This window comes from Curtobacterium sp. NPDC090217, assembly GCF_044746705.1.
Classification (GTDB): Bacteria; Actinomycetota; Actinomycetes; order Actinomycetales; family Microbacteriaceae; genus Curtobacterium.
On record NZ_JBIVCR010000002.1, the window covers coordinates 372,758 to 397,272 of the forward strand.

Here is a 24,515-nt window from a genome sequence, read left to right on the forward strand (position 1 = left end):
AGCGTCGCCTTGCCGGCACCAACCGGCCCGAGGCGCGGCAGCGGCGCGTGGCGCGGCGTCGGGCGCGCGGCGCCGGGCGCGCGGCGCCTACGCCTCGCCGCGCGTGCCGTCGAGCGTCGCCGCGCTGCCGCCGATGGAGCCGATGACGGCCTCGAGCGGGCTCCCGGACCCGTCCCGCTTCGACAGCCAGTCCGGCAGGGTCCGCGCAGCCCCGTCCGCCCCCACGGCGTGCGGGGGAGCGATGCCCGCCCACGCGACGCTGAGTCCGTCCTCGCCCTTCAGGAACGCATGTGCCCGGACGCCCTGGGTCGCGCGGCCCTTGGACGGGAACTCCGACAGCGACGACACCTTGGCGCGCCCGGTGTCGGTACCGGGCAGCGCCGACGACGACGTGGACACCGTGGCGACGACGGCATCCTCTGACGGGGCGACGGCTCCGAACCAGATGACCCGGGCGTCGGCAGCGAGGGAGACCCCCGCGACACCGCCCGCCGGGAGCCCCTGCGCGCGGACGACGGACGCGCCGAAGCGCAGCAGCTGGGCGTTCGAGGTGATGAACACCAGGTCGTCGGACTCCGGCGACTGGGCGGCACCGACCACGGCGTCCCCTGGCTTCAGGCCGATGGCGACGAACTCGGGCTTGTCCGGCCACGCCCCCGGGACGACGCGCTTCACGACGCCCTGCGCGGTCCCGATCGCGAGCGAGTGCTCGGTGGCGCCGGAGAGGTCGACGATCGCGACCACGGCCTCGTTCCGCGGGATGCCGAGGTAGTCGTTCACCCGGACACCCGCGTCGAGTCGTACCGCTGCCGGGGGGACGGCCGGGACGTCGACGGGGGAGAACCGCACGATGCGTCCCGTCGAGGTCAGCGCGCCGACCTGCCCGCGCACCGTGCTGACCACGGTGGCGAGGACGGCGTCGTGCTTGGACCGTTTCGGGACCCGCACGATGCCGAGCTCCGACGTCGGGATGTCGACCCGGATGAGCCGGCCGGTGGTGGACAGCAGCACACGGCACGGGGAGTCCGCGACCTGCAGGTCCTCGGGGTTCACCACCGCCTTCTTGCCACCGCGGACCGGAGCGTCGGCTTCGGTCAGGAGCGTGCGGCGCGGCGTCGCGAACTTGTCCGAGACCTCGGTGAGCTCGAGCGCGACCTGGGCACGGAGTCGTTCGTCGGACGCCAGCAGTTCCTCGAGCGCCGCGATCTCGCTGAGGAGCTGGTCGCGCTCGCCCTCGAGCTCGAGGCGCGAGAACTTCGTCAGGCGGCGGAGGCGGAGCTCGAGGATGTACTCGGCCTGCACCTCGGACAGGTCGAAGACGTCCTGCAGACGGGAGCGCGCGGCTTCCGAGTCGTCCGAGGACCGGATGACCTCGATGACCTCGTCGATGTCGAGGATCGCGACGAGGAGGCCTTCGACGAGGTGCAGTCGCTCACGCCGGCGTGCAAGCCGGTACTCCGAGCGCCGCGTGACGACCGCCAGCCGGTGCTGCACGTACACGTCGAGGAGCTCGCGCAGCCCGAGCGTGCGCGGCGACCCGCCGACGAGCGCGACGTTGTTGATGCCGAAGCCCTCTTCGAGCGGGGTGTGCTTGTACAGCTGCTCGAGCACGGCGGAGGCGTTGAACCCGGACTTGATGCCGATGACGAGCCGGAGCCCGTGGTTGCGGTCGGTGAGGTCGTTGACGTCGGAGATGCCGACGAGCTTCTTCGACTGGACGCCGTCCTTGATCTTCTCGATCACGCGTTCCGGGCCGACGAGGTACGGCAGCTCGGTGACGACGAGGCCGGTCTTCCGCGGGGTGAGGTTCTCGACGGCGACCTTGGCGCGCGTCCGGAACGTCCCTCGCCCCGTGGCGTAGGCATCGCGCACGCCGGTGAGCCCCACGATCGTGCCGCCGGAGGGGAGATCCGGGCCCGGCACGAACTCCATCAGCTCTTCGAGCGTGGCCTGCGGGTTCATCAGCAGGTGCTTGGCGGCCTCGACCACCTCGCCCAGGTTGTGCGGCGCCATGTTGGTGGCCATGCCGACCGCGATGCCCGATGCGCCGTTCACGAGCAGGTTCGGGAACGCGGCCGGGAGCACACCCGGCTGCATGATCTGGTTGTCGTAGTTCGGGACGAAGTCGACGACGTCTTCCCCGAGGCCCTCGGTCATCGCCATCGAGGGCTCCGCCAGGCGCGCCTCGGTGTACCGGGCAGCGGCCGGGCCGTCGTCGAGGGACCCGAAGTTGCCGTGTCCGTCCACCAGCGGCACACGCATCGTGAACGGCTGCGCCATCCGCACCAGGGCGTCGTAGATGGCGCCGTCGCCGTGCGGGTGCAGCTTGCCCATCACCTCACCGGTGACGCGGGCGCTCTTCACGTGGCCGCGGTCCGGCCGGAGGCCCATCTCGGCCATCTGGTACAGGATCCGGCGCTGCACCGGCTTCAGTCCGTCGCGGGCGTCCGGGAGCGCGCGCGAGTAGATGACGGAGTACGCGTACTCGAGGAAGGAGCCCTGCATCTCCTCGGAGACGTCGACGTCCTCGATGCGCTCACCGTCGGGCAGACCGACTGCGTCCGTGCGTGCCATGGGACCTTTCTGGGAGGATCGGGGGGTGCCCCAAAGCCTACCGACGGCCCCCGACGACACCGCGAACCTCGCCGACGTGCTCCCGAGTTGCCTGGTGGCGCTCGGTGCGGTCGACGACGCATGGGTGCGTGAGCACGGACTGGAGGCCCGGATCACCCTCCGTCCCGCCCGTTCCGCGGTCGTCGTCCTGGTGGACGGTCTGGGCGCCGGTGCGCTCGGCGCGCGTGCCGGGCACGCCCGGTTCCTCGCGGCCTCCCGGAAGCGCCTGCGGAGCGGGTTCCCCACGACGACCGCAGCCGCGCTGTCGACCCTGACGACCGGTCGGTCTCCCGGCACGCACGGCGTCGTCGGGTACAGCGGGTGGAACCCCGACGCCGAGGTGGTCATGAACATGCTCGGCGGGTGGGACGACGAGGTCCCGGCTGGCTGGCTCCGGTCGTCGACCCTCTTCACCGCGGCGTCGGAGGTCGGCGTGGACCCCGTCGTCGTCGGCCCTGCGCGGTACCGGTCGTCCGGGATGACGGCGAACGTGCTCGGCGGCGCGCGCTACGTCCCCGCCGACACGATCGCCCAGCGCGTCGACGCCGCGATCGAGGAGACCCTCGTCGGCAGGTCGCTCGTGTACCTCTACGTCCCGGAGCTCGACTCGATCGCCCACAAGCACGGGTGGCAGTCCGATCGATGGACCGCGTCGCTCGAGGCACTCGACGGGGAACTCGCACGACTGGGCGCACGCGTCGCGGCGGACGTCGGCATCGTCGTCACCGCGGACCACGGCATCCTCGACGTGCCGGAGGAGTCGAACATCGCGATCGACCCCGACCTGCTCGTGGACGTCATCGGCGTCGCAGGAGACCCCCGCTGCCGGCAGCTCACCGTGGCGCCCGGCACCGACGTGTCGGCCCTCGTCGAGGCCTGGCGCACGAAGTACGGCAAGCGGGCGTACGTCGCGAGCAAGGACGAGGCGATCGCGGCGAACTGGTTCGGCGCCGTCGCCGACGAGGTCCGGCCGCGGATCGGCGACGTGGTCGTCGTCGCACGCGGCTCCTGGGCGTTCAACGACGACCGCGAGCTCGACCCGCGGAAGGACCCGAAGCGGATGATCGGCCAGCACGGCGCGCTCACCGATGACGAGGTCGGCGTGCCCCTGCGCCTCGCAGGGGCGTTCGCCGGCTAGACAGTCCGCGGCGGGAGGGCTAGTCCTCTTCCGGGCGGGTGCCGAACACGATCTCGTCCCAGCTGGGCATCGATCGGCGGTTGCGCTTCTTGCGCTCCTGCCGTCCCTCCGACTCCGGTGCGGAGGACGGACGCTGGTCTGCCTGCGGTGCGGTGTCCGACTGGTCCTCGAAGCCCTGCAGCGGGATGTCGACGACGCTGATCGACCCGCGCGACTCGTCCTGCTGCTGGTCGGCGAGCGACACGGACTCGCGCTCTCCGCGGCGACGGCGGAGCGCCTCGAGCAGGTCGGCGGTCTCGTTGCCTGGCGCGCGTTCCTCGATCTGGGCCGCACCGATGCGGGGGAGCGGCGCCCGGAGCGGGGCGCGCTCGGCGACCTCCGGGTTCGTGACGTCCTCGTCCGGCTCGTCGACGCGGAACGCGCCGGAGTCGAACCGGGTGCCGTCGGTGTCCTGCTGGTCGAACTCGACGGCGCGGAGCCGCGGTGCGAGCCCCTCGTCCTCGGTGTGCGACAGCCGGTGCGCGTCGCCGTTGTCCGGCGTCAGCGTCGAGGTCTTCGGGTCGAAGTGCCATTGGGCGTCGTGCTCGACCTCGGCAGCGGTGTAGCGGACCTGCACCTGCCAGCCGTTCTCCGCGTGCTTCCAGCTCGACCACGCGACCCCGGCTGCGTCGCCCGACTCGAGCCTGGCGGTGATCGCCTCGCCGAAGGTGTCCGGGGTGGTGTCGTCGACCGGCGTGACCGGGACGCGGTGCGCGGCATCGAGGATGAACGCGCGCTCCGCGAGGACGGGTCCCTCGAAGCGGCGGACGTACTCGACGTCGACGTCGAGCGCTGCGGCGACCTCTGCTGCGTCGGCACCACCGCGGATGCGGGCCTGGACGTCCTTCGGGGACACGCGCTTCTGCGGCGTGCCGTCCGGGTTCGCCTGCCGGACCTGCCCCGCCAGCGACGAGGTGACGGGCAACCGGAACTCGCTGCCGCCGTCGGTCGCGAGCAGGAGTGCCCCGGATTCCACCCCGATGACTCTCACGTCTTGCATGGTTCCGCCTTCCCAGCGTCGCGTACGGTCGTGCCTCGTACCCGGGAAGTATGCAGCGCGTCGGACCGGATTCCGGGGAGGCGCGCGCCGCGCGCCGTCATCGGATCGTGGATGTCGCCGCGCGTTTCGTGGCCGACGGGAATGGATCGGGCCAATGCCTGGTTGCACGGGCACGACGAGCCACCCGACGTTCAGTTTGCATCAGGGCGGCGCGTGTTGGATACTGTCGCCGCCGATCTCCGGCGACGACCTCTCGATACGAGAAATGGATGGGCATGGCCACCGATTACGACGCCCCCCGGAAGACCGACGACAACTCCGACTCGGAGTCGATCGAGGCCCTCAAGGAGCGCGTGCCCGACAAGATGTCGGGGGTCGTCGATGATGATTCCGACAACCCGGGCAGCTTCGAGCTGGCCGGTCAGGACCTCAGCGACGTCGACCTCGACGTCGTCGTGCTCCCCCCGCAGGTCGACGAGTTCACGTGCGTGGAGTGCTTCCTCGTGAAGCACCGCTCGCAGCTCGACCACGAGTCGAAGCTCGGCCCGGTCTGTGCGGAGTGCGCGGCGCTCTAGTCACACGCAGATGAGGACGGCCCGCATCCCCGAGGGGATGCGGGCCGTTCGACGTCTGCGGGGCGGCCTCGCCCCGCGAGAGCGCAGATGCGGCGACGCGCGGCGGGGCCAGAGCGGCACTTCTGCGCACTCGATCCGGCGGACTGGCCGCCGGACGTGCGGGCCGCGGGACGGGAGGTGCGTGGCGGGCCGGCACCGTGCCTCCAGTCCGGTGGCGGCGGCAGGACGAGTGCGCAGATGTGGCGACGCGGGGTGGGAACGGAGGCCCGTTTCTGCGCACTCGATCCGGGCGGGCGCGTCTCAGGACTGCAGTGCGGCGGCGACCTTCTGCGGGTTCCGCACGCTGACGAGCCAGTACGGCGTGGGGTCGGCGTCGTCCAGGACCTCGACCTTGACGACGCCCTTCACGTAGCCGCGGAAGAGCGTCCAGGCACGCGCGTCGAGCTTCGGGCCGCGCTGCGTCGTCGCCTCGGCACCGGTGTAGCCGGCGACCTCGCCGACGAGCGTGCGGGGCAGGTGTGCGCGTCCTGCCCGGAACTCGGTCTCCGTCACCTCGATCACGGGTGCGAGGACCCACAGGAGCACCAGGACGGCGATCTCCATGCACGCCGCGACGATGATGCCCGTCGCGATGTTGATCGGCAGGAAGACGAGCAGGCTCGCCGGGATGACGAGCGCCGTCGCCAGGTACAGGATCGGTGGCGCCCAGAGGCGCTCGCGGTACAGGGTCACGACCCCATTCGATCACGACTCGGGGCAGGTCACGGAACGGTCACGGTCTGCACTACCCTCGACACGTGACCGAACCAGTCGACGTGCTCTGGACCGGGGAGAACGCCCCCGGCTACGCCCACCCCGGTGATGCCGGTGCCGACCTCGTCTCGACCGAGGCGTTCGTGCTCGCGCCGGGCGAGCGACGCCTCGTGCCGACGGGGCTCTCGATCGCACTGCCGGAGGGGTACGCGGCGTTCGTCGTCCCGCGCAGTGGTCTCGCGGCGAAGCACGGCATCACCATCGTGAACTCGCCGGGGACCGTCGACTCGGGGTACCGCGGCGAGATCAAGGTCTCCCTGCTCAACACCGACGTCGCCGAGCCGTACGAGGTGCACGTCGGCGACCGCATCGCCCAGATGATCGTGATGCCCGTGCCGCGCGTGACGTTCTCGCGGGTGGACGAGCTCCCGGACAGCGTCCGTGGCCAGGGCGGCTTCGGCTCGTCGGGCTACGGTGTCACGAACCAGCAGGAAGGAACGCGAGCATGAGGATCGGCCGACGCAAGCGCGACGAGGTCGAGGTGGCCGCAGAGGTCGCCGCCGACGTCGAGGTCGCTGAGACGACACCCGAGGTCGAGCTCGCCGACGAGGCGGACTCGGGACTCGACGAGGTCGTGGAGTTCGCCCCGACGGGCAAGTCCGCTCCCGACGACCGCGAGGAAGCGGGTCCGCTCGACGAGACCGAGGCGAACCCGGTCCGGCCGTACGTGGACCTCGGCGGCGTGAGGATCCTGCCGCGCGAGGGCCTGCACCTCCGGCTCGAGGTCGAGGAGGGCTCGCAGCGCGTCGTCGCCGTCGGGCTCGACTACGACGAGTCCACGCTCCAGGTCCAGCCGTTCGCCGCGCCGCGGTCGACCGGTCTCTGGCACGAGATCCGCGCGCAGATCGCCGAGCAGATCGAGCGCCAGGGCGGCTCCGTGACCGAGGTCGACGGGCCGTTCGGTCCCGAGCTGCGCGCATCGGTGCCCGTCGTGGTGGACGGTGACGGCGGTGCCGCCGGCGCTCGTCCTGCGCGGTTCATCGGCGTCGACGGCCCCCGCTGGTTCCTCCGCGGCGTGATCGCGGGCAAGGCCGCTGAGCAGCCGGACGACGCCGAGGAGATCGAGGACCTGTTCCGCAGCGTCGTGGTGGTCCGTGGCACCACGCCGATGCCGCCGCGCGACCTGATCCCGCTGCACATGCCGAAGTCGACGCAGTCGGCCATCTGATCCGGAGCACCGTTGCCCGAGCAGCACGACGACCGTGACGACCGCTTCGCTGACGAGCGCGAGCAACCCCTGTCGCTGAACGCCCAGCTCCGCGACGCCGTCCGGAACGCCGGAATCGCGAAGGTGGCTCCCGGTGAGGCACCGTCCGGCAGGGCACTGATCGGCGCCGTCGGCGGTGCCAGGGGGCTCGCGGAATCGGTGCTGCCCGGGTTCGCCTTCCTCGTCGTGTACGCGATCACGAAGGAACTCGTCCCGAGCGTCGTGATCCCGGTGGTCGTCGGGCTCGTGTTCGTCGTCCTCCGACTGCTGCAGCGGCAGTCCCTCGCGATGTCGTTCGCCGGCATCCTCGGCGTCGCCGTCTCCGCCGGTCTCGCGCTCATCACGGGCAAGGCCGAGAGCAACTTCATCCCCGGGATCATCATCAACCTGGTCTGCCTGCTGGTGCTCCTCGTGACGCTGGCGATCCGGCGTCCGCTCATCGGGCTGATCGTCGGGCTGCTCGCGCAGGGCGAGGACGGCGGTCCGATGGACTGGCGTGCCGACCCCGCCAAGCGCCGGGTGCTCACCGTCGCCACGTGGATGTGGGTGGGGCTCTTCGCGCTCCGACTGGTCATCGAGATCCCGCTGTACCTCGCAGCACAGGTGGAACTCCTCGCGGCGATCAAGCTCATCACCGGTGTCCCGCTCTACGCCGCACTGCTCTGGGTGACGTGGCTGCTCGTCCGGACGGTCTTCCGGCACGACCGGCGTGATCAGCACGACGACGACCCGGCCACGGTGTAGAGTTATCTCGACATCGAGATAGTTTTCCCCGGGGCACCGCAGCGTCGGGGGTTTAGGTTTGCCTTGCTGGTGGGACGGTCCACGGCCCGCGAGGATGAGGGCAAACCGATCAGTAGGGAGGCGGCACGGTGGCTGCAGTCAATAGCTTCGGCTCGAAGGACACACTGTCGGTTGGGGGTGTCGACTACGCGATCCACCGGATCGACTCGGTCCCCGGTCACGAGAAGCTCCCGTACAGCTTGAAGGTGCTGCTCGAGAACCTCCTCCGCACCGAGGACGGCAAGAACGTCACGGCGGACCAGATCCGCTCGCTCGGCAACTGGCGCCCGGAGGCCGACCCGGACACCGAGATCCAGTTCTCGCCGGCGCGCGTCGTCATGCAGGACTTCACGGGCGTGCCGTGCATCGTCGACCTCGCCACCATGCGCGAGGCGATGGCCACGATCGGCGGCGACCCGAACAAGATCAACCCGCTGTCGCCGGCCGAGATGGTCATCGACCACTCCGTCATCGCCGACCTCTTCGGCCGCGAGGACGCACTCCAGCGCAACACCGACCTCGAGTACGAGCGGAACGGTGAGCGCTACCAGTTCCTCCGCTGGGGTCAGACCGCATTCGAGGACTTCAAGGTCGTCCCGCCGGGAACCGGCATCGTCCACCAGGTCAACATCGAGTACCTGGCGAAGGTCACCTACACGCGTGACTTCGACGGCGAGACCTACGCCTACCCCGACACGCTCGTCGGTACCGACTCGCACACCACGATGGTCAACGGCCTGGGAGTGCTCGGCTGGGGCGTCGGCGGGATCGAGGCAGAAGCAGCGATGCTCGGCCAGCCCGTGTCGATGCTCATCCCGAAGGTCGTCGGCTTCAAGCTCTCGGGTGAGATCCCCGCGGGCGTGACCGCGACCGACGTGGTGCTGACCATCACGCAGGAGCTCCGCAAGCACGGTGTCGTCGGCAAGTTCGTCGAGTTCTACGGCGAGGGCGTCAGCGCCGTGCCGCTCGCGAACCGCGCCACGATCGGCAACATGTCGCCGGAGTTCGGCTCCACCGCGGCGATCTTCCCGGTCGACGACGTCACGCTCGACTACCTCCGTCTGACCGGCCGCGACGAGGCGCAGATCGCCCTGGTCGAGGCGTACTCGAAGGCGCAGGGCCTCTGGCACGACGCCTCGGTCGAGCCGGCGTACTCGGAGTACATGGAGCTCGACCTCTCCACCGTCGTCCCGTCGATCTCCGGCCCGAAGCGCCCGCAGGACCGCATCGAGCTGTCGAAGGCGAAGGACCAGTTCGAGGTCGACCTCGCCACCTACACCGACCCGGCCGTGCAGACCGACCTGGACGACGCGGTCGAGGACACCTTCCCGGCGTCCGACCCGATCGCCGCGGGCTCCACGAGCGAGGACACGACGACGCACGAGCACGTCTACGTCTCGAGCGCTCCGTCCACGGCGTCGCAGCCGACCAAGGTCGCGATGGACGGCTCCGACCCGTTCACGATCGACCACGGCGCCGTCGCGATCGCCGCGATCACGTCGTGCACGAACACGTCGAACCCGTCGGTCATGATGGCGGCGGGCATCCTCGCCCGGAACGCCGCGAACAAGGGACTGACCGCGAAGCCGTGGGTCAAGACCACCCTCGCGCCCGGGTCGAAGGTCGTCACCGACTACTACGAGAAGGCCGGTCTCACCACCTACCTCGAGCAGCTCGGCTTCTACACGGTCGGCTACGGCTGCACCACCTGCATCGGCAACTCGGGCCCGCTGCCCGAGGAGATCTCGCAGGCCGTGCAGGACAACGACCTCGCCGTGACCGCGGTGCTCTCGGGCAACCGCAACTTCGAGGGCCGGATCAACCCCGACGTGAAGATGAACTACCTGGCCTCCCCGCCGCTGGTCATCGCGTACGCCCTCGCCGGGTCGATGCACTTCGACTTCGACAAGGACGCCCTCGGGCAGGACCAGGACGGCAACGACGTCTACCTGAGCGACATCTGGCCCGACACGGCCGAGGTGCAGCAGGTCATCGACGCGTCGATCGACACCGACATGTTCACCCACGAGTACGGCTCCGTGTTCGAGGGCGACGACCGCTGGAAGAACCTGCCGACCCCGACGGGCGACACCTTCGAGTGGGACACCGAGTCGACCTACGTCCGGAAGCCCCCGTACTTCGAGGGCATGACGATGACGCCGGACGCCGTCTCCGACATCTCCGGCGCCCGCGTCCTCGCGAAGCTCGGCGACTCGGTCACGACCGACCACATCTCGCCAGCCGGTTCGATCAAGGCCGACAGCCCGGCCGGCAAGTACCTCGCCGAGCACGGTGTCGACCGCAAGGACTTCAACTCCTACGGCTCGCGCCGCGGCAACCACGAGGTCATGATCCGCGGCACGTTCGCGAACATCCGCCTGCGCAACCAGCTCCTCGACGGCGTGGAGGGCGGCTACACCCGTGACTTCACCACGCCCGACGGCGAGCAGTCGTTCATCTACGACGCATCGCAGCACTACCAGGAGCAGGGCATCCCGCTCGTCGTGTTCGGCGGCAAGGAGTACGGCTCCGGCTCGTCGCGCGACTGGGCGGCGAAGGGCACGAACCTGCTCGGCGTCAAGGCCGTCATCACCGAGAGCTTCGAGCGCATCCACCGCTCGAACCTCATCGGCATGGGCGTCGTCCCGCTGCAGTTCCCGGTCGGCGAGTCGATCGAGTCCCTCGGGCTCGACGGCACCGAGGTCGTCTCGATCTCGGGCCTCACGGAGCTGAACGAGGGCCGCACGCCGAAGACGGTCCACGTCACCGCGACGCCGAGCGAGCACTCGCCCGCTGGCAAGGAGACCGTGGAGTTCGACGCGGTCGTCCGCATCGACACCCCCGGTGAAGCCGACTACTACCGCAACGGCGGCATCCTGCAGTACGTGCTCCGCTCGCTCGTCTGAGCGAGGTGACCACAGGTCGCTGACGCGACCACACGACGGACTGGAGGCTCGTTGCGCGACCCGCACCGAGCCTCCAGCGCGTTTGTTTGCTTCGTGACGCGCCAGCGGCACGCGAAAACGCGCCGACCGAGCCTGCGAGGCCGGGTGCATGTGCCCGGAATAGCATGGGGCCTTCGCCGCACGAAAGGAGCGCCCGTGAGTCTGCTCGCCAGCATCACGTCACCGCGCGACCTGAAGCGTCTCTCCGACGCACAGATGACGGAACTGGCCGCCGAGATCCGGCGGTTCCTCGTCGCCGAGGTCGCGAAGACCGGTGGGCACCTCGGGCCGAACCTCGGCGTCGTCGAGTTGACGCTCGCGATGCACCGGGTGTTCGACTCGCCGAACGACCCGTTCGTGTTCGACACCGGCCACCAGTCGTACGTGCACAAGATCGTCACCGGGCGGCAGGACTTCTCGCACCTCCGGGAGCGCGGCGGCATCGCCGGCTACCCGCAACGGAGCGAGTCGGAGCACGACATCGTCGAGTCCTCGCATGCGTCGTCGTCGCTCTCCTGGGCCGACGGGATCTCCCGGGCCTTCCGGCAGACCGGGCAGCACGACCGGACCGTCGTCGCCGTGGTCGGTGACGGTGCGCTCACCGGCGGGATGACGTGGGAGGCGCTCAACAACATCTCGGACGACAACGACCGCCGCCTGGTGATCGTGGTCAACGACAACGGCCGGTCATACGCCCCGACGATCGGTGGCATGGCGCGCTACCTGAACTCGGTGCGCACCCGTCGCGAGTACCGCGCCCTGTACGAGAAGACCCAGGCGGCTGCGGCTCGCTTCGGTGCTCCGGGGCGTGCGGTGTACCGCGGGATGCGCGGCGGTCTGCACGGCTTCCTGTCCCGGCTGACGAACAACGAGGCGCTCTACTCGAACCTCGACATCAAGTACATCGGCCCGGTCAACGGACACGACCAGCAGGCCATGGAGAGCGCACTCCGGCAGGCCAAGGAGTACGGCGCCCCGGTCATCGTGCACGCGATCACCGAGAAGGGCCACGGCTTCGAGCCGGCGCTCCGTGACCAGGCGGACCAGTTCCACGCCGTCGGGCACATCGACCCGGAGACGGGGGAGTCGCTCGACACCGCATCGGGTCCGTCGTGGACCTCGGTGTTCGCGTCGTCGCTCGCGGACCTCGGCGACGAGGACCCGCGCATCGTGGCGATCACGGCGGCCATGCTCCGGCCGACCGGGTTGCACCTGTTCCAGCAGCGGCACCCCTCGCGGGTGATCGACGTCGGGATCGCCGAGCAGCACGCCGTCACCAGTGCCGCGGGACTCGCGTACGGCGGCCTGCACCCGGTGGTCGCGCTCTACGCCACGTTCCTCAACCGCGCGTTCGACCAGGTCCTGATGGACGTGGCGCTCCACCGCGCCGGAGTGACGTTCGTGCTCGACCGCGCCGGAGTCACCGGTCCGGACGGGCCGTCGCACCACGGGATGTGGGACCTCGCACTGCTGCAGGTCGTCCCGGGGATCCGGATCGCGGCACCGCGTGATGCGGCGACCCTCCGCGAGGAGCTCCGCGAGGCGGTGGCGATCGACGACGCGCCGACGGTGCTCCGCTGGTCGAAGGGGCAGGTCGGGCCGGACATCCCCGCGGTGGCACGGCTGTCGGACGGCGTCGACGTGCTGCACGCGGCTGCTGCGTCGGACGACGTGCTGATCGTGGCCGTCGGGTCGATGGTGCCCGTCGCGCTCGAAGCCGCCGCGTTGCTCGAGGCGCAGGGCATCGGCGTCACCGTGGTCGATCCCCGGTGGGTCGTGCCGATCCCGGCGTCCCTCATCGACCTCTCGCGCGACCACCGGCTCGTCATCACGATCGAGGACGGCGTCCGAGTCGGCGGTGTCGGGACGCGCCTGCGGCAGGACCTCCGCGCGGCTGGTGTCGACACCGGGGTGAACGAGCTCGGGCTACCGGACGAGTTCATCGACCACGCCACACGCACGCAGATCCTCGACGACGCCGGGCTCACGGCGCAGGCGATCGCCCGTGACGTCATCGACCAGGTCGTCGGGACGAAGCTGCCCCAGGCGAAGCCGGCGCGGTCGCGGGAGTCCGCCGAGCGCTGAGCGCCGAGCGCCGAGCGCGGAGCGCTGACGCATCGCGCCCCCGTGCGAACGTCGCGCCCCCTGGTGACGGGGCGCGATGTTCGCCCAGGGGCGCGACGTGCTGTGCTCGCTAGGTCGGCGACTGCTCCCGCAGTGCGGCGAGGAGCGCGCGGGCCATCGGACTGAAGAACAGCGCCCGTCTGAGGTCCACTCCGTCGCGGCCTTCGCGGAGGATCCGCACGCGGGAGTGGGTGGCGTCGACCCGTTCGAAGGACAGGACGATGTTCTCCGCGCGGAGTGCGAAGGACGTCCGTCGGCCGACGACCGCGCCGTCGGCTCGGACCTCCATCGCGGCGGCACCCGGGACGGCCTCGACGGCCTGGTTGAACAGCGCTGGGACGTCGGCGACGGGTACGGACAGCACCACGGACGGACCGCCGCTCGTCCGAGGTGCCCACCAGTCCTGCATGTCCCGGACGGTACGCCGCAGGTCGTTGCCGTCATCGGCGTGGGTCCTGGCGGCGTGGCGCCCCTCTACGAACATCGCGCCCCGTCGTGACGGGGCGCGATGTTCGTGAAGGGGTGCGGTCGGCCGCTACCGCCGCGTCAGCGGGACGCCGGGCCCACGATCGCGGGGTCGTGGAACGTGCCGCCGAAGACGCGCTCGGACGCACCGGAGCGGTCGAGGTACGGGCTGATCCCGCCGGCCTGGAACGGGTACCCAGCGCCGAGGATCAGCCCGAGGTCGATCTCCTCGACGTGCTCGACCACACCGTCCGACAGCATGCGGTGCAGCTCGTCGGCGAGAGCGTCCTCGAAACGCTGCTGCATCGTGCCTGCGTCCACGGCGTTCGCGTCCTTCTTCGCGGGTGCGACGAGCTTCACGGCAGCGGGGTCGTAGCCCGTCGCGTTGCCCTTCTTGTCCCGCGTCAGGATGTGTCCGAACTCGGCGATCCGCTTCAGTCCGTCGCCGGGGTAGAAGCGCTCCGGCCAGGCAGCGTGGTGCGAGTCGAGCACGTGCGCACCGACCGGCAGGCCGACGAGCTCGAGCAGCTCGAACGGAGACATCGGCAGCCCGAGCGGTGCAGCACCCTCGGCGACGACCTCGAACGGCGTGCCCTCCTCGACGCCGCGCATGGCCTCGCCGAGAACACGGGCGAGGACTCGGTTCACGACGAAGCCGGGCTGGTCGGCCGTGACGATCGCCGTCTTCTTGAGCGTCTTCGCGACGGCCAGCGCCGTGGCGACGGCCTCGTCCGAGGTCTGCGACGCGCGGACGACCTCGACCAGGGGCATCACGGCCACCGGGTTGAAGAAGTGGAACCCGACCAGGCGCTCCGGGTGCTCGAGCACGCTCGCCATGGACCCGACGGACAACGACGACGTGTTCGTGGCGAGGATCGCATCGGGGGCGACCACCTTCTCGATCGCGGCGAGCACCTCCTGCTTGACGGACATCTCCTCGAACACGGCCTCGATCACCCAGTCGGCGTCCGCGAACGCGTCGTACGACACCGAACCGCTGACGAGCGCGCTGATCCGGTTGGCGTCGTCCTGCGAGACCCGGCCCTTCGCCAGCAGCTCGTCGACGGAGGAGCGGATACGCGCGACGCCGGCGTCCACGCGCTCCTGCGAGACGTCGGTGATGACCACGGGGACGCCGAGACGGCGGGCGAAGAGCAGCGCGAACTGCGACGCCATGAGCCCGGCGCCGAGGACGCCGACCTTCGTGATCTTCTTCGGTTCGACGTCGGTCGGTGCGCCGACGGGCTTCTTCGCTCGCTTCTGCACGAGGTCGAACGCGTACATCGACGCCGCGAACTGGTCGCCCGAGATGAGGTCGGCGAGGGCGTCGTCCTCGCCGGCGAACCGCTCGTCGAGCGAGCCGGACTTCGCCGCAGCGACCAGGTCGAGCGCGCGGAACGGCGACTTCGGCACCGTGCCGATCTTCGACGCCACCTGCGAGCGGGCGACCTTGACGACCGTGCCCCACGCGGCCTTCTCGAGCACGCCGGGCTCGTTCTTCCTGGCGACCTTCGTGGTGCCGGACACGACGCCGTCGATCCACGCCACGGCGGACGGCAGGAACGTCACCGACGGGATGAGCGCGTCGCCGATGCCGAGCTCCACCGCGGCGGGCCCGTCCATCAGCCGGTTGTTCTTCAACGGGTTCTCGACGATGACGCGGAGCGCCTTCTCCGGACCGATCAGGCGGGGGAGCAGCGTCGCGCCGCCCCAGCCGGGGATGATGCCGAGGAACACCTCGGGCAGGCCGATGCCCTGCGCCGCCGAGGAGAACGCGCGGTAGGTGCAGTGCAGTCCGATCTCGAGACCGCCGCCGAGCGCGATGCCGTTGATCAGGGCGAAGGACGGGACGCCGAGGTCGCCAAACTTCCGGAGCGTGGCGTGCCCGAGCGCCGCGAGGTCGTGGGCGACGTCCCGCGACGGCACGGACGCCGCCTGGGAGAGGTCCGCCCCTGCGGCGAAGCAGTACTCCTTGCCCGTGACGGCGACGGCCTGCACGGTGCCGGCGGCCGCCTCCGTCTTGAGCGTGTCGAGCACACCCGAGAGCTCCTGGAGGGTGCGCGGCCCGAGGGTCGACGGACGCTTGTAGTCCTTGCCGTTGTCGAGCGTGATGAGCCCGAGCGTGCCGCCGGACGGCAGCGCGACGTGCTTCAGGTACGAGTGCGTGACGACCTCGTCCTCGGAGAGGGCGAGCAGTCGGTCGTTGTCGACGAGGGTCATGGTCATGCCGCCTTCCGTGCCGCTGACTTGCTGAAGTGCGGGTTCTCCCAGATGACGGTACCGCCCTGGCCGAGCCCGATGCACATCGTCGTGATGCCGTACTTGACGTCGGGACGCTCGGCGAACTGCGCCGCGAGCTGGGTCATCAGGCGGACGCCGCTCGATGCGAGCGGGTGCCCGACGGCGATCGCACCGCCCCAGGCGTTCACGTTCGTGGCGTCCTGCGCGATGCCGTAGTTGTCGAGGAAGGCGAGCACCTGCACGGCGAACGCCTCGTTGATCTCGAACAGGCCGATGTCGTCGATCGACAGCCCGGCCTTGGCGAGTGCCTTGTCGGTCGCGGGGACGGGACCGACGCCCATCACCTCGGGGTCGACGCCCGCGAAGGCGAAGGACACCATGCGCATCTTCGGCTCCAGCCCGAACTGCTTCGCGCCGGCGTCGGAGGCCAGGAGGCTCATCGTCGCGCCGTCGTTGAGACCGGCGGCGTTCCCTGCGGTGACCCGGCCGTGCGGTCGGAACGGGGTCTTGAGCGCCGCGAGTGCCTCGAGCGTCGTCCCCGGGCGGGGCGGCTCGTCGCTGGAGACGATGTCCCAGCCCTCGCCGGTGTTCACCTCGACGGGCACCAGGTCGGGCTGCAGCTTGCCGGCGGCCCACGCGGCGGCGTACCGCTGCTGGGACTGCACGGCGTAGGCGTCGGTGCGGTCCTTCGTGATCGCCGGGAACCGGTCGTGCAGCCGCTCGGCGGTCTTGCCCATCACCAGCGCGTCGGCGTTCACCATGCGCTCGGCGATGAACCGCGGGTTCGGGTCGGAGTTGAAGCCCATCGGGTGGCGTCCCATGTGCTCGACACCACCCGCGATGGCGATGTCGGCCGCGCCGAACGCGATCGCGCCGGCGAGGGTCGTGACGCTCGTCATCGCGCCGGCGCACATGCGGTCGATGGCGTAGCCGGGCACGGACTTCGGCAGGCCGGCGAGCATGCCGACGGTGCGTCCGAGGGTCAGGCCCTGGTCGCCCTGCTGCGTCGTCGCAGCGACCGCCACGTCGTCGACGGCCGCGTGGTCGAGTGAGGCGTTCCGATCGAGCAAACCGCGCATCGCGTGCACCGCGAGGTCGTCGGCGCGGGTCCGCCAGAACACCCCCTTCTCCCCGGCACGTCCGAACGGTGTCCGCACGCCGTCAACGAAGACGACGTCTGATGCCTTTGGCAAAGCTGGCCTCCAGAAGATCAACATCGATCGAGCCGGACGATCGGGTCGTCCCGCCCTGGTCGGGGCGCACCCCGACGACGCAACCGACGCTATGCCCCACGGCTGAGGAGACGCACCTCGGTTGGTCGGTTCCTACGACGAGGCAGGATCCTCGGTGGACGACTCCTGTCCGGCTGCGACAAAGGCGTCGGCGATCCGCGACGCGGACTCCTCGACCTGCCAGGGCCGTGCGTCGAGCGCGACGAGCGCCGCCGCGACCGACTCGGCAGTGGCCGGTGTGGGCGGCTCCCACGCGATGGAGCGGAGCGTGTCCGGCGTGAGCAGGTTCTCGAGCGGCAGGTCGAGCTCCTCGGCGCGGGCGGTCATCGCGGCGCGCGCTGCCTTGTACCGGCGGTCGGCCTCCGGGTTGCGATCGGCCCACGCACGCGGCGGCGGGAGGGTCGGTTCCCCCTTGCCCCGGAGTCGCGGGAGGTCGTCGGTCGTGCGCCCGGCGTCGACGGCGGCCCACCAGCGGTCGAGCTCGGAGCGGCTGGCGCGGCCGGTGAACGCCTTCAGTGCGGCGAGGTCCTTGCGGGTCTCCGGAGCGGCTGCGGCGGCGGCGACGATCGCGGAGTCCGGGATCGTGCGACCCGGCGAGACGTCGGTCTCCTGCGCGAAGGCGTCACGGGCTTCCCACAGCGAGCGGGCGATCGCCAGGGCCCGCTGTCCACGGAGGGCGTGCATGCCGGACAGGCGGCGCCACGGCTCCGCACGCGGGGGCTTCGGCGCCCGGTGCAGGACCGCGTCGAACTCCTGCCGGGCGATCTCGGTCTTGCCGGACTCCTCGAGCTTCGCGGCGAGGGCGTCGCGGAGGTCGGGGAGCAGCTCGACGTCGAGTGCGGCGTAGACGAGCCAGGACTGCGGGAGCGGTCGGGTGGACCAGTCGGCCGCGGAGTGGGCCTTCGCGAGCGTGATGCCGAGGAGCTGCTCCACGACGGCGCCGAGGCCGACGCGGGGGAACCCGGCGATGCGGGCACCGAGCTCGGTGTCGAAGATGCGCGACGGGTCGAGTCCGACCTCGCGGAGGCACGGCAGGTCCTGCGACGCGGCGTGGAAGAGCCACTCCTCGTCGACGATCGCGTCCTGCAGTTCCTGGAACGAGCCGATCGCGATGGGGTCGAAGAGGAACGCGCCAGCGCCCCGGCGGAAGACCTGGATCAGGTAGGCGCGCTGCGAGTACTTGTAGCCGCTGGCGCGCTCGGCGTCGACGGCGACCGGGCCGTGACCGGAAGCGATCGTGGCGACCGCGTCGAGGTAGTCCGGACGCGACTCGATGACCTTGACCGCGTCGTGTCCCTCCTCGAACGAGGGGACGACGGGGTTCGGTACGGGGTCAGTCACTTCGCGAGCCTCCTGGGGCCGAGCAGCGTCACGCCGTCCGACGACGGGGGCAGTCCTGCGAGCATGGCGACGATCTCCTCCCACGCCTCGACGTGCGCGACGAGGTCGGTGCCGTCGACGTCCGTGACGTGCGGGGTCCACGATGCCCGGAGCTCCAGCTGTGCGCCGTCGCCCTGGGCGGCGAGCTCGCCGTAGCCGCGGGAGATGATCTTGGTAGCGGTGCCCGAAGCGTGGTCGTACGCCGCGCCGTGCGCCTCGAGTGCGTCGACGAGCCAGCTCCAGGTGACGTCGGCGACGAACTCGTCGACGCCGATCTCCGGTTCGAGCGGGGCCTGCGCGAAGGTCACGATGCGGAACGGCCCGTGCCAGCCCTCCGGTTCGGCGGGGTCGTACAGCGCGATGAACCGCCCGGTGCCGAGGTCCGAGTCGACCCCGTGCGCCGCCCCGGAGACGTCCGCCGCGAGGGCGATCGAGAACGGGGCCATGCGGCTCGGGGACGGGATCTCGGTGACCGTCGTCTCGGTGCGGGTCCCGCCCGAGGACACGAACGCGCGGAGCTGCGCGAAGGCCTCGGGCTCTCGGGTTTCGGACACGAATGCAGACTAGGCTCCGGACCATGTCCCGTTCCGCGCGACCCGCCGATGAGCCGGTCCAGGACACCGCCAGGTCGGCCGGGCTCGTCGCCCTCGGAGCCGGCATCGCGGCCGCCGCCGTCGGGACCGCGGTGGTCGGGGGCTTCGTCGCCGCGATCGCCCGGATGGTCGTCACTCCCGACCGCAAGCGCACCGAACGAGTGCCCATCGTGGCCGTCGACCCGGTCCGGAAGACCGTGACGCTGGAGCGGACGCCCGACACCGAGCTGCAGGGGCGCTACAGCCTCTGGTTCGGCGGCGGCACCGGGCACATGCGCGTCGGCGACGTCCTCGGGACGACCCCGACCACGGTCACCCGCAGCATCATCGCCGTCGACGCCGGCGACCCCACGAGCGCCCGTCGCGGTCGATGGGGTGGCTGGTTCTACCTCACCCCCGGCGAGCTCGACGTGCCCGTGGAGGACATCGACGTCCCGACACCGAACGGTCCGGCACCTGCGTGGGTCGTCCGCGCCGACGACCCCGCTGCGCCGTGGGCGGTCCTCGTGCACGGTCGCGGCGTCACCCGTGCCGAGACCATCCGTGCCGTCCCGGTGTTCCGCGCCGCCGGCTACTCGGTCCTCCTCGCCTCGTGGCGGAACGACGGCGTCGCCCCGAAGAGCGACGACGGTCGGTACGGCCTCGGGAGCACCGAGTGGGAGGACATCGACGCCGCGCTCCGCTGGGTCGACGGCCAAGGGGCGACGAGCGTCGTGCTGATGGGCTGGTCGATGGGCGGCGCGGTCGTCCTGCAGACGCTGCTCCGGTCGTCCTTCGCGCGGCTCGTCGACGGCGTCGTGCTCGAGTCGGCCGTGGTCGACTGGCACGCGGTCCTCAAGTCGCAGAGCCAGGCGATGCGGCTGCCGCGGGTCGTCCGGAAGGTCGCACAGCGCGTGCTCCGGACGCCGGTCCTGCACCGGCTCGCCGGCCTCAAGCACCCGGTCGACCTCCGGGAGCTCGACATGGTCGCGAGAGCGGACGAGCTCACCGTCCCGATCCTGCTGCTGCACAGCGACGACGACGGCTTCGTCCCGTCGTCCGCCTCGCACGCACTCGCGCGGGCGCGGCCGGACCTGGTCCGGCTCGAGGTCGCGCACGTCGCGCGGCACACCAAGCTCTGGAACCACGACGCCGACTGGTTCGACGCCCGCATCCTCGCGTGGCTCACCGAGGTGGTCCGGCCGCAGGGCGCGACCACCGCCCGGTAGTCGGCCCGAGACGGACGGGAGGCCCGGTGCCAGCGGCACCGGGCCTCCTGTCCGCGCTCGCTCGCGTTCAGCGCACCGCCACCTGCGCGCGCACCTGGCGCTGCACCCGGCCGAGCATGCCGACCATGCCGCGGATCCGCAGCGGGCTGACCGCCTCGGACAGGCCCAGCGTCAGCGGGTAGTCGGACGGCACCGCGAGCACCTGCTCGGCCGTCAGGCCGGACAGACCCTGCGCGAGGATCGAGGCGAAGCCGCGGGTCGTCGGGGCCTCGCGCGGTGCGGTCGCGTGCATGCGGGCGACGTCGGGTGCGTCGCCGTCCTCGCCCACGGTGACCGTGATGAAGACGGGGGACTGGCACTCCTCGACGCGCTCGAGTTCGTCCTCGTGTCCTCGGAGTCGCTCGGGCAGTGCCGGGAGCTCGTTCGAGAACTCGAGGAGCAGCTGAAGCCGGTCAGCCTGGGACAGTTCGAGGAAGTCGTCGCGGATCTCGGCGAGGGCACGGGGGAGTGTGGGTTCCGGGAGTTCGGTGCTCATCGGTTCGGAAGGGTACCCGGCTCCGCTCCCTGGACGATGGGCACGCGCACCGCGCTGCCCCACTCCGTCCAGGAGCCGTCGTAGTTGCGGACGTTCTCGTGCCCGAGCAGGTACCGCAGCACGAACCAGGTGTGGCTCGACCGCTCGCCGATGCGGCAGTAGGCGATCACCTCGTCGTCGGCGCCGATGCCGGCGCCGTCGCGGTACACGGCGTCGAGGTCGTCACGGCGCTTGAACGTGCCGTCCGGAGCCGCGGCGGTCGCCCACGGGATGTTCACCGCGGTCGGGATGTGCCCGCCGCGCAGGGCGCCCTCCTCCGGGTAGTCGGGTGCGGTCGTCCGCTCGCCGCTGTACTCCGGTGCGCTGCGGACGTCGACGAGCGGCTTGCCGAGGTGGTCGAGGACGTCCTCCTTGAAGGCACGGACCACGGTGTCGTCGCGCTCGACGACCGGGTAGACGACCGGTGCGGCCTCGGTGCGGTCGGTCGTGAGTGCACGGTCCTCGGCGATCCACTTCGCGCGGCCGCCGTCGAGGAGGCGGACGTCCTCGTGGCCGAACAGCTCGAAGACCCAGAGGGCGTACGCGGCCCACCAGTTGTTCTTGTCGCCGTAGACCACGACGGTGGTGTCGCGGCCGATGCCCTTGCCGCCGACGAGCCTGGCGAACGCCTCGCCGTCGATGTAGTCGCGCTGCACCGGGTCGTTGAGGTCGGTGTGCCAGTCGATCTTCACCGCGCCGGGGATGTGCCCCGTCTCGTAGAGCAGCACGTCCTCGTCTGACTCGACGACCACGAGGTCCTGCGTTCCGGCGTCGAGCTGTTCCTGCAGCCATGCCGTCGACACGAGTCGTTCGGGGTGGGCGTAGGCGCGGAACTCGGCGGACGGGTCGACCGGTGCGGTCATCGTGGTTACCTCCTGGGTGCGGTGGCGCCGGACTAGGATCGGTGCTCGGCGTCGGGAGCAACGGTACGCGGACGTACCTCGTCCCCGATGCAACGTGACACCGCACGACACGCTTCCCGGAAGGCACTGCATGCCCCAGCACCTGGTCGACCGCGACCCATCGGTCTCCCCACAGCAGATGGCCGCGGCGCTGGTGCCCCCACCCCAGTTCACGGACGCGTCGTTCGCGTCGTACCGCCCCGACCCGGACTACCCGTCGCAGACAGCGGTCCGCGACGCGGTCGAGTCGTTCGTCGCGACCCGACCGGAACCGGCGAAGCGGGGGCTGTTCGGACGCCGACGCGCTGCGACCACGGACAAGGCGCCGAAGTCGGGCGTGTACCTCGACGGCGGGTTCGGCGTCGGCAAGACCCACCTGCTCGCCGCGGCCTACCACGCGGAACCCGGTCGGAAGACGTTCGGCACGTTCATCGAGTACACCGCGCTGGTCGGTGCGCTCGGGTTCCAGGGCACGGTCGACCTGCTCCGCGGGACCTCGCTGGTGTGCATCGACGAGTTCGAGCTCGACGACCCTGGTGACACCATGGTCATGACGCGGCTCATCAAGGAGTTGACGGAGTCCGGCACGCGGTTCGCCGCCACGTCGAACACGCCACCAGGGGCCCTCGGCGAGGGGCGCTTCGCCGCGCAGGACTTCCTCCGCGAGATCCAGGCGATGTCGGACCGGTTCGAGACGATGCGGATCGACGGCCTCGACTACCGCCGACGCGCGGTCGACGAGTCCGCCGCGGTCGTGTCGGACGTGTCGTCGTCGTTGCCGTCGTCCGGCGAGGTCACGCTCGACGACTTCCGCGCCGTCGTGGCGCACCTGGCGACCGTGCACCCGTCGAAGTACGTCGCGCTCGTGGACGGGCTCGACGCGGTCGGCCTCACCGACGTCGCGGCGTTCACCGACCAGACCGACGCGCTCCGGTGGGTCGCGCTCGTCGACCGGCTGTACGACGCCCAGGTGCGGATCGTCGCGTCGGGGACGCCGCTCGACGCCGTGTACCCCTCGTCGATGCTCGACGGCGGGTACCGCAAGAAGTACCTGCGTGCCGCGAGCCGCGTGGTTGCCCTGACCCGCGCCGTGGACTGAGCCACCCGCTCAGCAGAACGGTCACACCGGGGCCGCGCCGGGCCTCCAGGGCGGGTTGCGCGACGCCTGTCGGGCACCGTCCGGACGGACTGCGCGAACTCCTGGCCCCCGTCCAGGGGGTCGAGAGGCCCCGGTAACACGACGTTTACAAAGCAACCCGTCGCGTTACACCCGCGAAACACATCGTGCTCCCTCGCGAAACGTCACGTCGCCAGACTCTGTCCTACCCGAGGCGGACACGTCGGTGCCCCGATGCACAGCAAGCACCGCCGACGTGGTGACCGCACTGCAATCGAGAGGTGAGACATGCTTGATCAAGGCAACACGACCTTCGTGTTGGTGATGGCAGCGCTGGTGTTGTTCATGACACCCGGCCTGGCGTTCTTCTACGGCGGACTGGTGAAGGCCAAGTCCGTCATCAGCATGATGATGATGTCCTTCGGGGCGATCGCACTGGTGAGCGTCCTCTGGGTCGTCTACGGCTACGCGATCGCCTTCGCCAACCACGGTGACGGCACCGCGGTCTCCGGCGTCGTCGGCTTCTTCAGCATCGACTGGAACCAGATCGGCCTCGGGCAGGCGTTCGAGGAGGCCAAGGCCTCGACGATCCACGCCGCGTACCCCTCGATGGCGTTCGTCGGCTTCCAGGCCACGTTCGCGATCATCACCGTCGCCCTCATCTCCGGCGCGATCGCCGACCGTGCCAAGTTCGGCGCGTGGATGGTCTTCGCCGGCGTCTGGGTCACGGTCGTCTACTTCCCCGTCGCCTCGTGGGTCTTCAACCTCACCTCCGGTTGGGCCGCCACGTGGGGCGTCATCGACTTCGCCGGTGGGACCGCGGTGCACATCAACGCCGGTGCGGCGGGTCTCGCGCTGGCGATCGTCCTCGGCAAGCGCGTCGGGTTCGCCAAGGGCGCGCACAAGCCGCACAACCCGCCCTTCGTCCTCCTCGGTGCCGCGATCCTCTGGTTCGGCTGGTTCGGCTTCAACGCCGGGTCCGAGGGTGCTGCTGACGGCATCGCCGCGATCGCCTGGGTGAACACCCTCGCCGCCCCGGCTGCCGCCATCCTCGGTTGGCTCCTCGTCGAGAAGCTCAAGGACGGCAAGGCCACGTCGATCGGTGCCGCATCGGGCGCCGTCACCGGTCTCGTCGCGATCACCCCGGCATGTGCAGCGCTCACCCCCGGCTGGGGCATCCTGCTCGGCTTCATCGCCGGCATCATCTGCTGCTTCGCGATCGACTGGAAGTACCGTCTCGGCTTCGACGACTCGCTCGACGTCGTCGGCGTGCACCTGGTCGGCGGCATCGTCGGCACGCTGTACCTCGGCTTCTTCGCCAACGACACCGGCCTCATCTACTCGGGCTCGTTCGCGCAGCTCGGCAAGCAGGCCGCTGCCGCCGGAGCGGTCGGTGCGTACTCCTTCGTCCTGGCCTTCATCATCGGTTGGATCATCGAGAAGACGATGGGCTTCCGCGTGAAGACCGAGGACGAGGTCGCCGGCATCGACACGGCCGTCCACGGCGAAGAGGGCTACGTCCTCTACGAGGAGCGCGACGAGACCCCGGTCTCCGTGCGCTAGCTC

The 24,515-nt window shown here is 70.6% G+C and carries 20 protein-coding genes; 10 read left to right on the top strand and 10 right to left on the bottom strand.

The genetic code is table 11. From position 1 onward, the window contains the following. Positions 1-87 precede the first annotated feature (87 nt). Entirely contained in the window at positions 88-2,574 is a 2,487-nt protein-coding gene (locus ACIPJ2_RS09430) for a DNA topoisomerase (ATP-hydrolyzing) subunit A (RefSeq protein WP_402728594.1), read from the bottom strand. Between the two features lie 25 nt (positions 2,575-2,599). Between ACIPJ2_RS09430 and ACIPJ2_RS09435 the strand changes: the two genes are divergently transcribed. Further along, entirely contained in the window at positions 2,600-3,751 is a 1,152-nt protein-coding gene (locus ACIPJ2_RS09435) for an alkaline phosphatase family protein (RefSeq protein ID WP_402728595.1), read from the top strand. Between the two features lie 19 nt (positions 3,752-3,770). Here ACIPJ2_RS09435 and sepH read toward each other — a convergent pair whose 3' ends face one another. Beyond that, positions 3,771-4,790 carry a septation protein SepH gene (sepH, locus tag ACIPJ2_RS09440; protein ID WP_402728596.1) on the bottom strand — a complete coding sequence of 340 codons (1,020 nt, stop codon included), beginning with the start codon at positions 4,788-4,790 and terminating at the stop codon, positions 3,771-3,773. A 275-nt stretch (positions 4,791-5,065) separates the two neighbouring features. Here sepH and ACIPJ2_RS09445 point away from each other — a divergent pair, with 275 nt between their 5' ends. Beyond that, positions 5,066-5,365 carry a DUF4193 domain-containing protein gene (locus tag ACIPJ2_RS09445; protein WP_031263038.1) on the top strand — a complete coding sequence of 100 codons (300 nt, stop codon included), beginning with the start codon at positions 5,066-5,068 and terminating at the stop codon, positions 5,363-5,365. A gap of 300 nt (positions 5,366-5,665) precedes the next feature. Here the strand turns inward: ACIPJ2_RS09445 and ACIPJ2_RS09450 are convergent, their stop codons facing one another. Continuing rightward, a complete protein-coding gene (locus tag ACIPJ2_RS09450) occupies positions 5,666-6,097 on the bottom strand; it encodes a DUF3093 domain-containing protein (protein WP_402728597.1) in 432 nt (143 codons plus the stop codon). A 65-nt stretch (positions 6,098-6,162) separates the two neighbouring features. On the opposite strand from ACIPJ2_RS09450, the gene dut reads away from it, so the two are divergent. From dut to dxs, 5 genes are all read left to right on the top strand, one after another. Next, on the top strand, positions 6,163-6,627 hold the full coding sequence (gene dut / locus ACIPJ2_RS09455) for a dUTP diphosphatase (protein ID WP_281264396.1): 465 nt from the start codon (positions 6,163-6,165) through the stop codon (positions 6,625-6,627). Continuing rightward, positions 6,624-7,346, top strand: coding sequence for a DUF3710 domain-containing protein (locus ACIPJ2_RS09460; RefSeq protein ID WP_402728598.1), 723 nt, complete (start codon positions 6,624-6,626; stop codon positions 7,344-7,346). The genes dut and ACIPJ2_RS09460 overlap by 4 nt, the downstream gene beginning before the upstream one ends. A 12-nt stretch (positions 7,347-7,358) precedes the next feature. Continuing rightward, complete coding sequence (locus ACIPJ2_RS09465; protein WP_402728599.1) at positions 7,359-8,129, top strand: DUF3159 domain-containing protein; 771 nt, start codon at positions 7,359-7,361, stop codon at positions 8,127-8,129. A 128-nt stretch (positions 8,130-8,257) separates the two neighbouring features. Continuing rightward, complete coding sequence (acnA, locus tag ACIPJ2_RS09470) at positions 8,258-11,074, top strand: aconitate hydratase AcnA (RefSeq protein ID WP_402728600.1); 2,817 nt, start codon at positions 8,258-8,260, stop codon at positions 11,072-11,074. Positions 11,075-11,269: 195 nt separating this feature from the next. After that, positions 11,270-13,198 carry a 1-deoxy-D-xylulose-5-phosphate synthase gene (gene dxs / locus ACIPJ2_RS09475; protein ID WP_402728601.1) on the top strand — a complete coding sequence of 643 codons (1,929 nt, stop codon included), beginning with the start codon at positions 11,270-11,272 and terminating at the stop codon, positions 13,196-13,198. 109 nt (positions 13,199-13,307) lie between these two features. Here dxs and ACIPJ2_RS09480 read toward each other — a convergent pair whose 3' ends face one another. From ACIPJ2_RS09480 to ACIPJ2_RS09500, 5 genes are all read right to left on the bottom strand, one after another. Beyond that, positions 13,308-13,646, bottom strand: coding sequence for a hypothetical protein (locus ACIPJ2_RS09480; protein ID WP_402728602.1), 339 nt, complete (start codon positions 13,644-13,646; stop codon positions 13,308-13,310). Positions 13,647-13,783: 137 nt separating this feature from the next. Further along, positions 13,784-15,928: a 3-hydroxyacyl-CoA dehydrogenase NAD-binding domain-containing protein gene (locus tag ACIPJ2_RS09485; RefSeq protein ID WP_402728603.1), complete on the bottom strand. Its 2,145-nt coding sequence runs from the start codon at positions 15,926-15,928 to the stop codon at positions 13,784-13,786. Next, on the bottom strand, positions 15,925-17,160 hold the full coding sequence (locus tag ACIPJ2_RS09490) for a thiolase family protein (protein ID WP_402728604.1): 1,236 nt from the start codon (positions 17,158-17,160) through the stop codon (positions 15,925-15,927). Before ACIPJ2_RS09490 ends, ACIPJ2_RS09485 begins: the two co-directional genes overlap by 4 nt. A gap of 108 nt (positions 17,161-17,268) precedes the next feature. Next, entirely contained in the window at positions 17,269-18,516 is a 1,248-nt protein-coding gene (locus tag ACIPJ2_RS09495; RefSeq protein WP_402728605.1) for an HRDC domain-containing protein, read from the bottom strand. Beyond that, positions 18,513-19,109: a DUF3000 domain-containing protein gene (locus ACIPJ2_RS09500; protein WP_402728606.1), complete on the bottom strand. Its 597-nt coding sequence runs from the start codon at positions 19,107-19,109 to the stop codon at positions 18,513-18,515. The genes ACIPJ2_RS09495 and ACIPJ2_RS09500 overlap by 4 nt, the downstream gene beginning before the upstream one ends. 23 nt (positions 19,110-19,132) lie before the next feature. Here ACIPJ2_RS09500 and ACIPJ2_RS09505 point away from each other — a divergent pair, with 23 nt between their 5' ends. Continuing rightward, a complete protein-coding gene (locus tag ACIPJ2_RS09505; protein ID WP_402728607.1) occupies positions 19,133-20,356 on the top strand; it encodes an alpha/beta fold hydrolase in 1,224 nt (407 codons plus the stop codon). 67 nt (positions 20,357-20,423) lie between these two features. Here ACIPJ2_RS09505 and ACIPJ2_RS09510 read toward each other — a convergent pair whose 3' ends face one another. Next, complete coding sequence (locus ACIPJ2_RS09510) at positions 20,424-20,891, bottom strand: SufE family protein (protein ID WP_402728608.1); 468 nt, start codon at positions 20,889-20,891, stop codon at positions 20,424-20,426. Continuing rightward, positions 20,888-21,793: a sulfurtransferase gene (locus tag ACIPJ2_RS09515; RefSeq protein ID WP_402728609.1), complete on the bottom strand. Its 906-nt coding sequence runs from the start codon at positions 21,791-21,793 to the stop codon at positions 20,888-20,890. The genes ACIPJ2_RS09510 and ACIPJ2_RS09515 overlap by 4 nt, the downstream gene beginning before the upstream one ends. Before the next feature lie 130 nt (positions 21,794-21,923). On the opposite strand from ACIPJ2_RS09515, the gene zapE reads away from it, so the two are divergent. Beyond that, complete coding sequence (zapE, locus tag ACIPJ2_RS09520) at positions 21,924-22,931, top strand: cell division protein ZapE (protein WP_402728610.1); 1,008 nt, start codon at positions 21,924-21,926, stop codon at positions 22,929-22,931. Positions 22,932-23,237: 306 nt separating this feature from the next. Further along, on the top strand, positions 23,238-24,512 hold the full coding sequence (locus ACIPJ2_RS09525; RefSeq protein ID WP_402728611.1) for an ammonium transporter: 1,275 nt from the start codon (positions 23,238-23,240) through the stop codon (positions 24,510-24,512). The last annotated feature ends 3 nt before the right edge of the window (positions 24,513-24,515 follow it).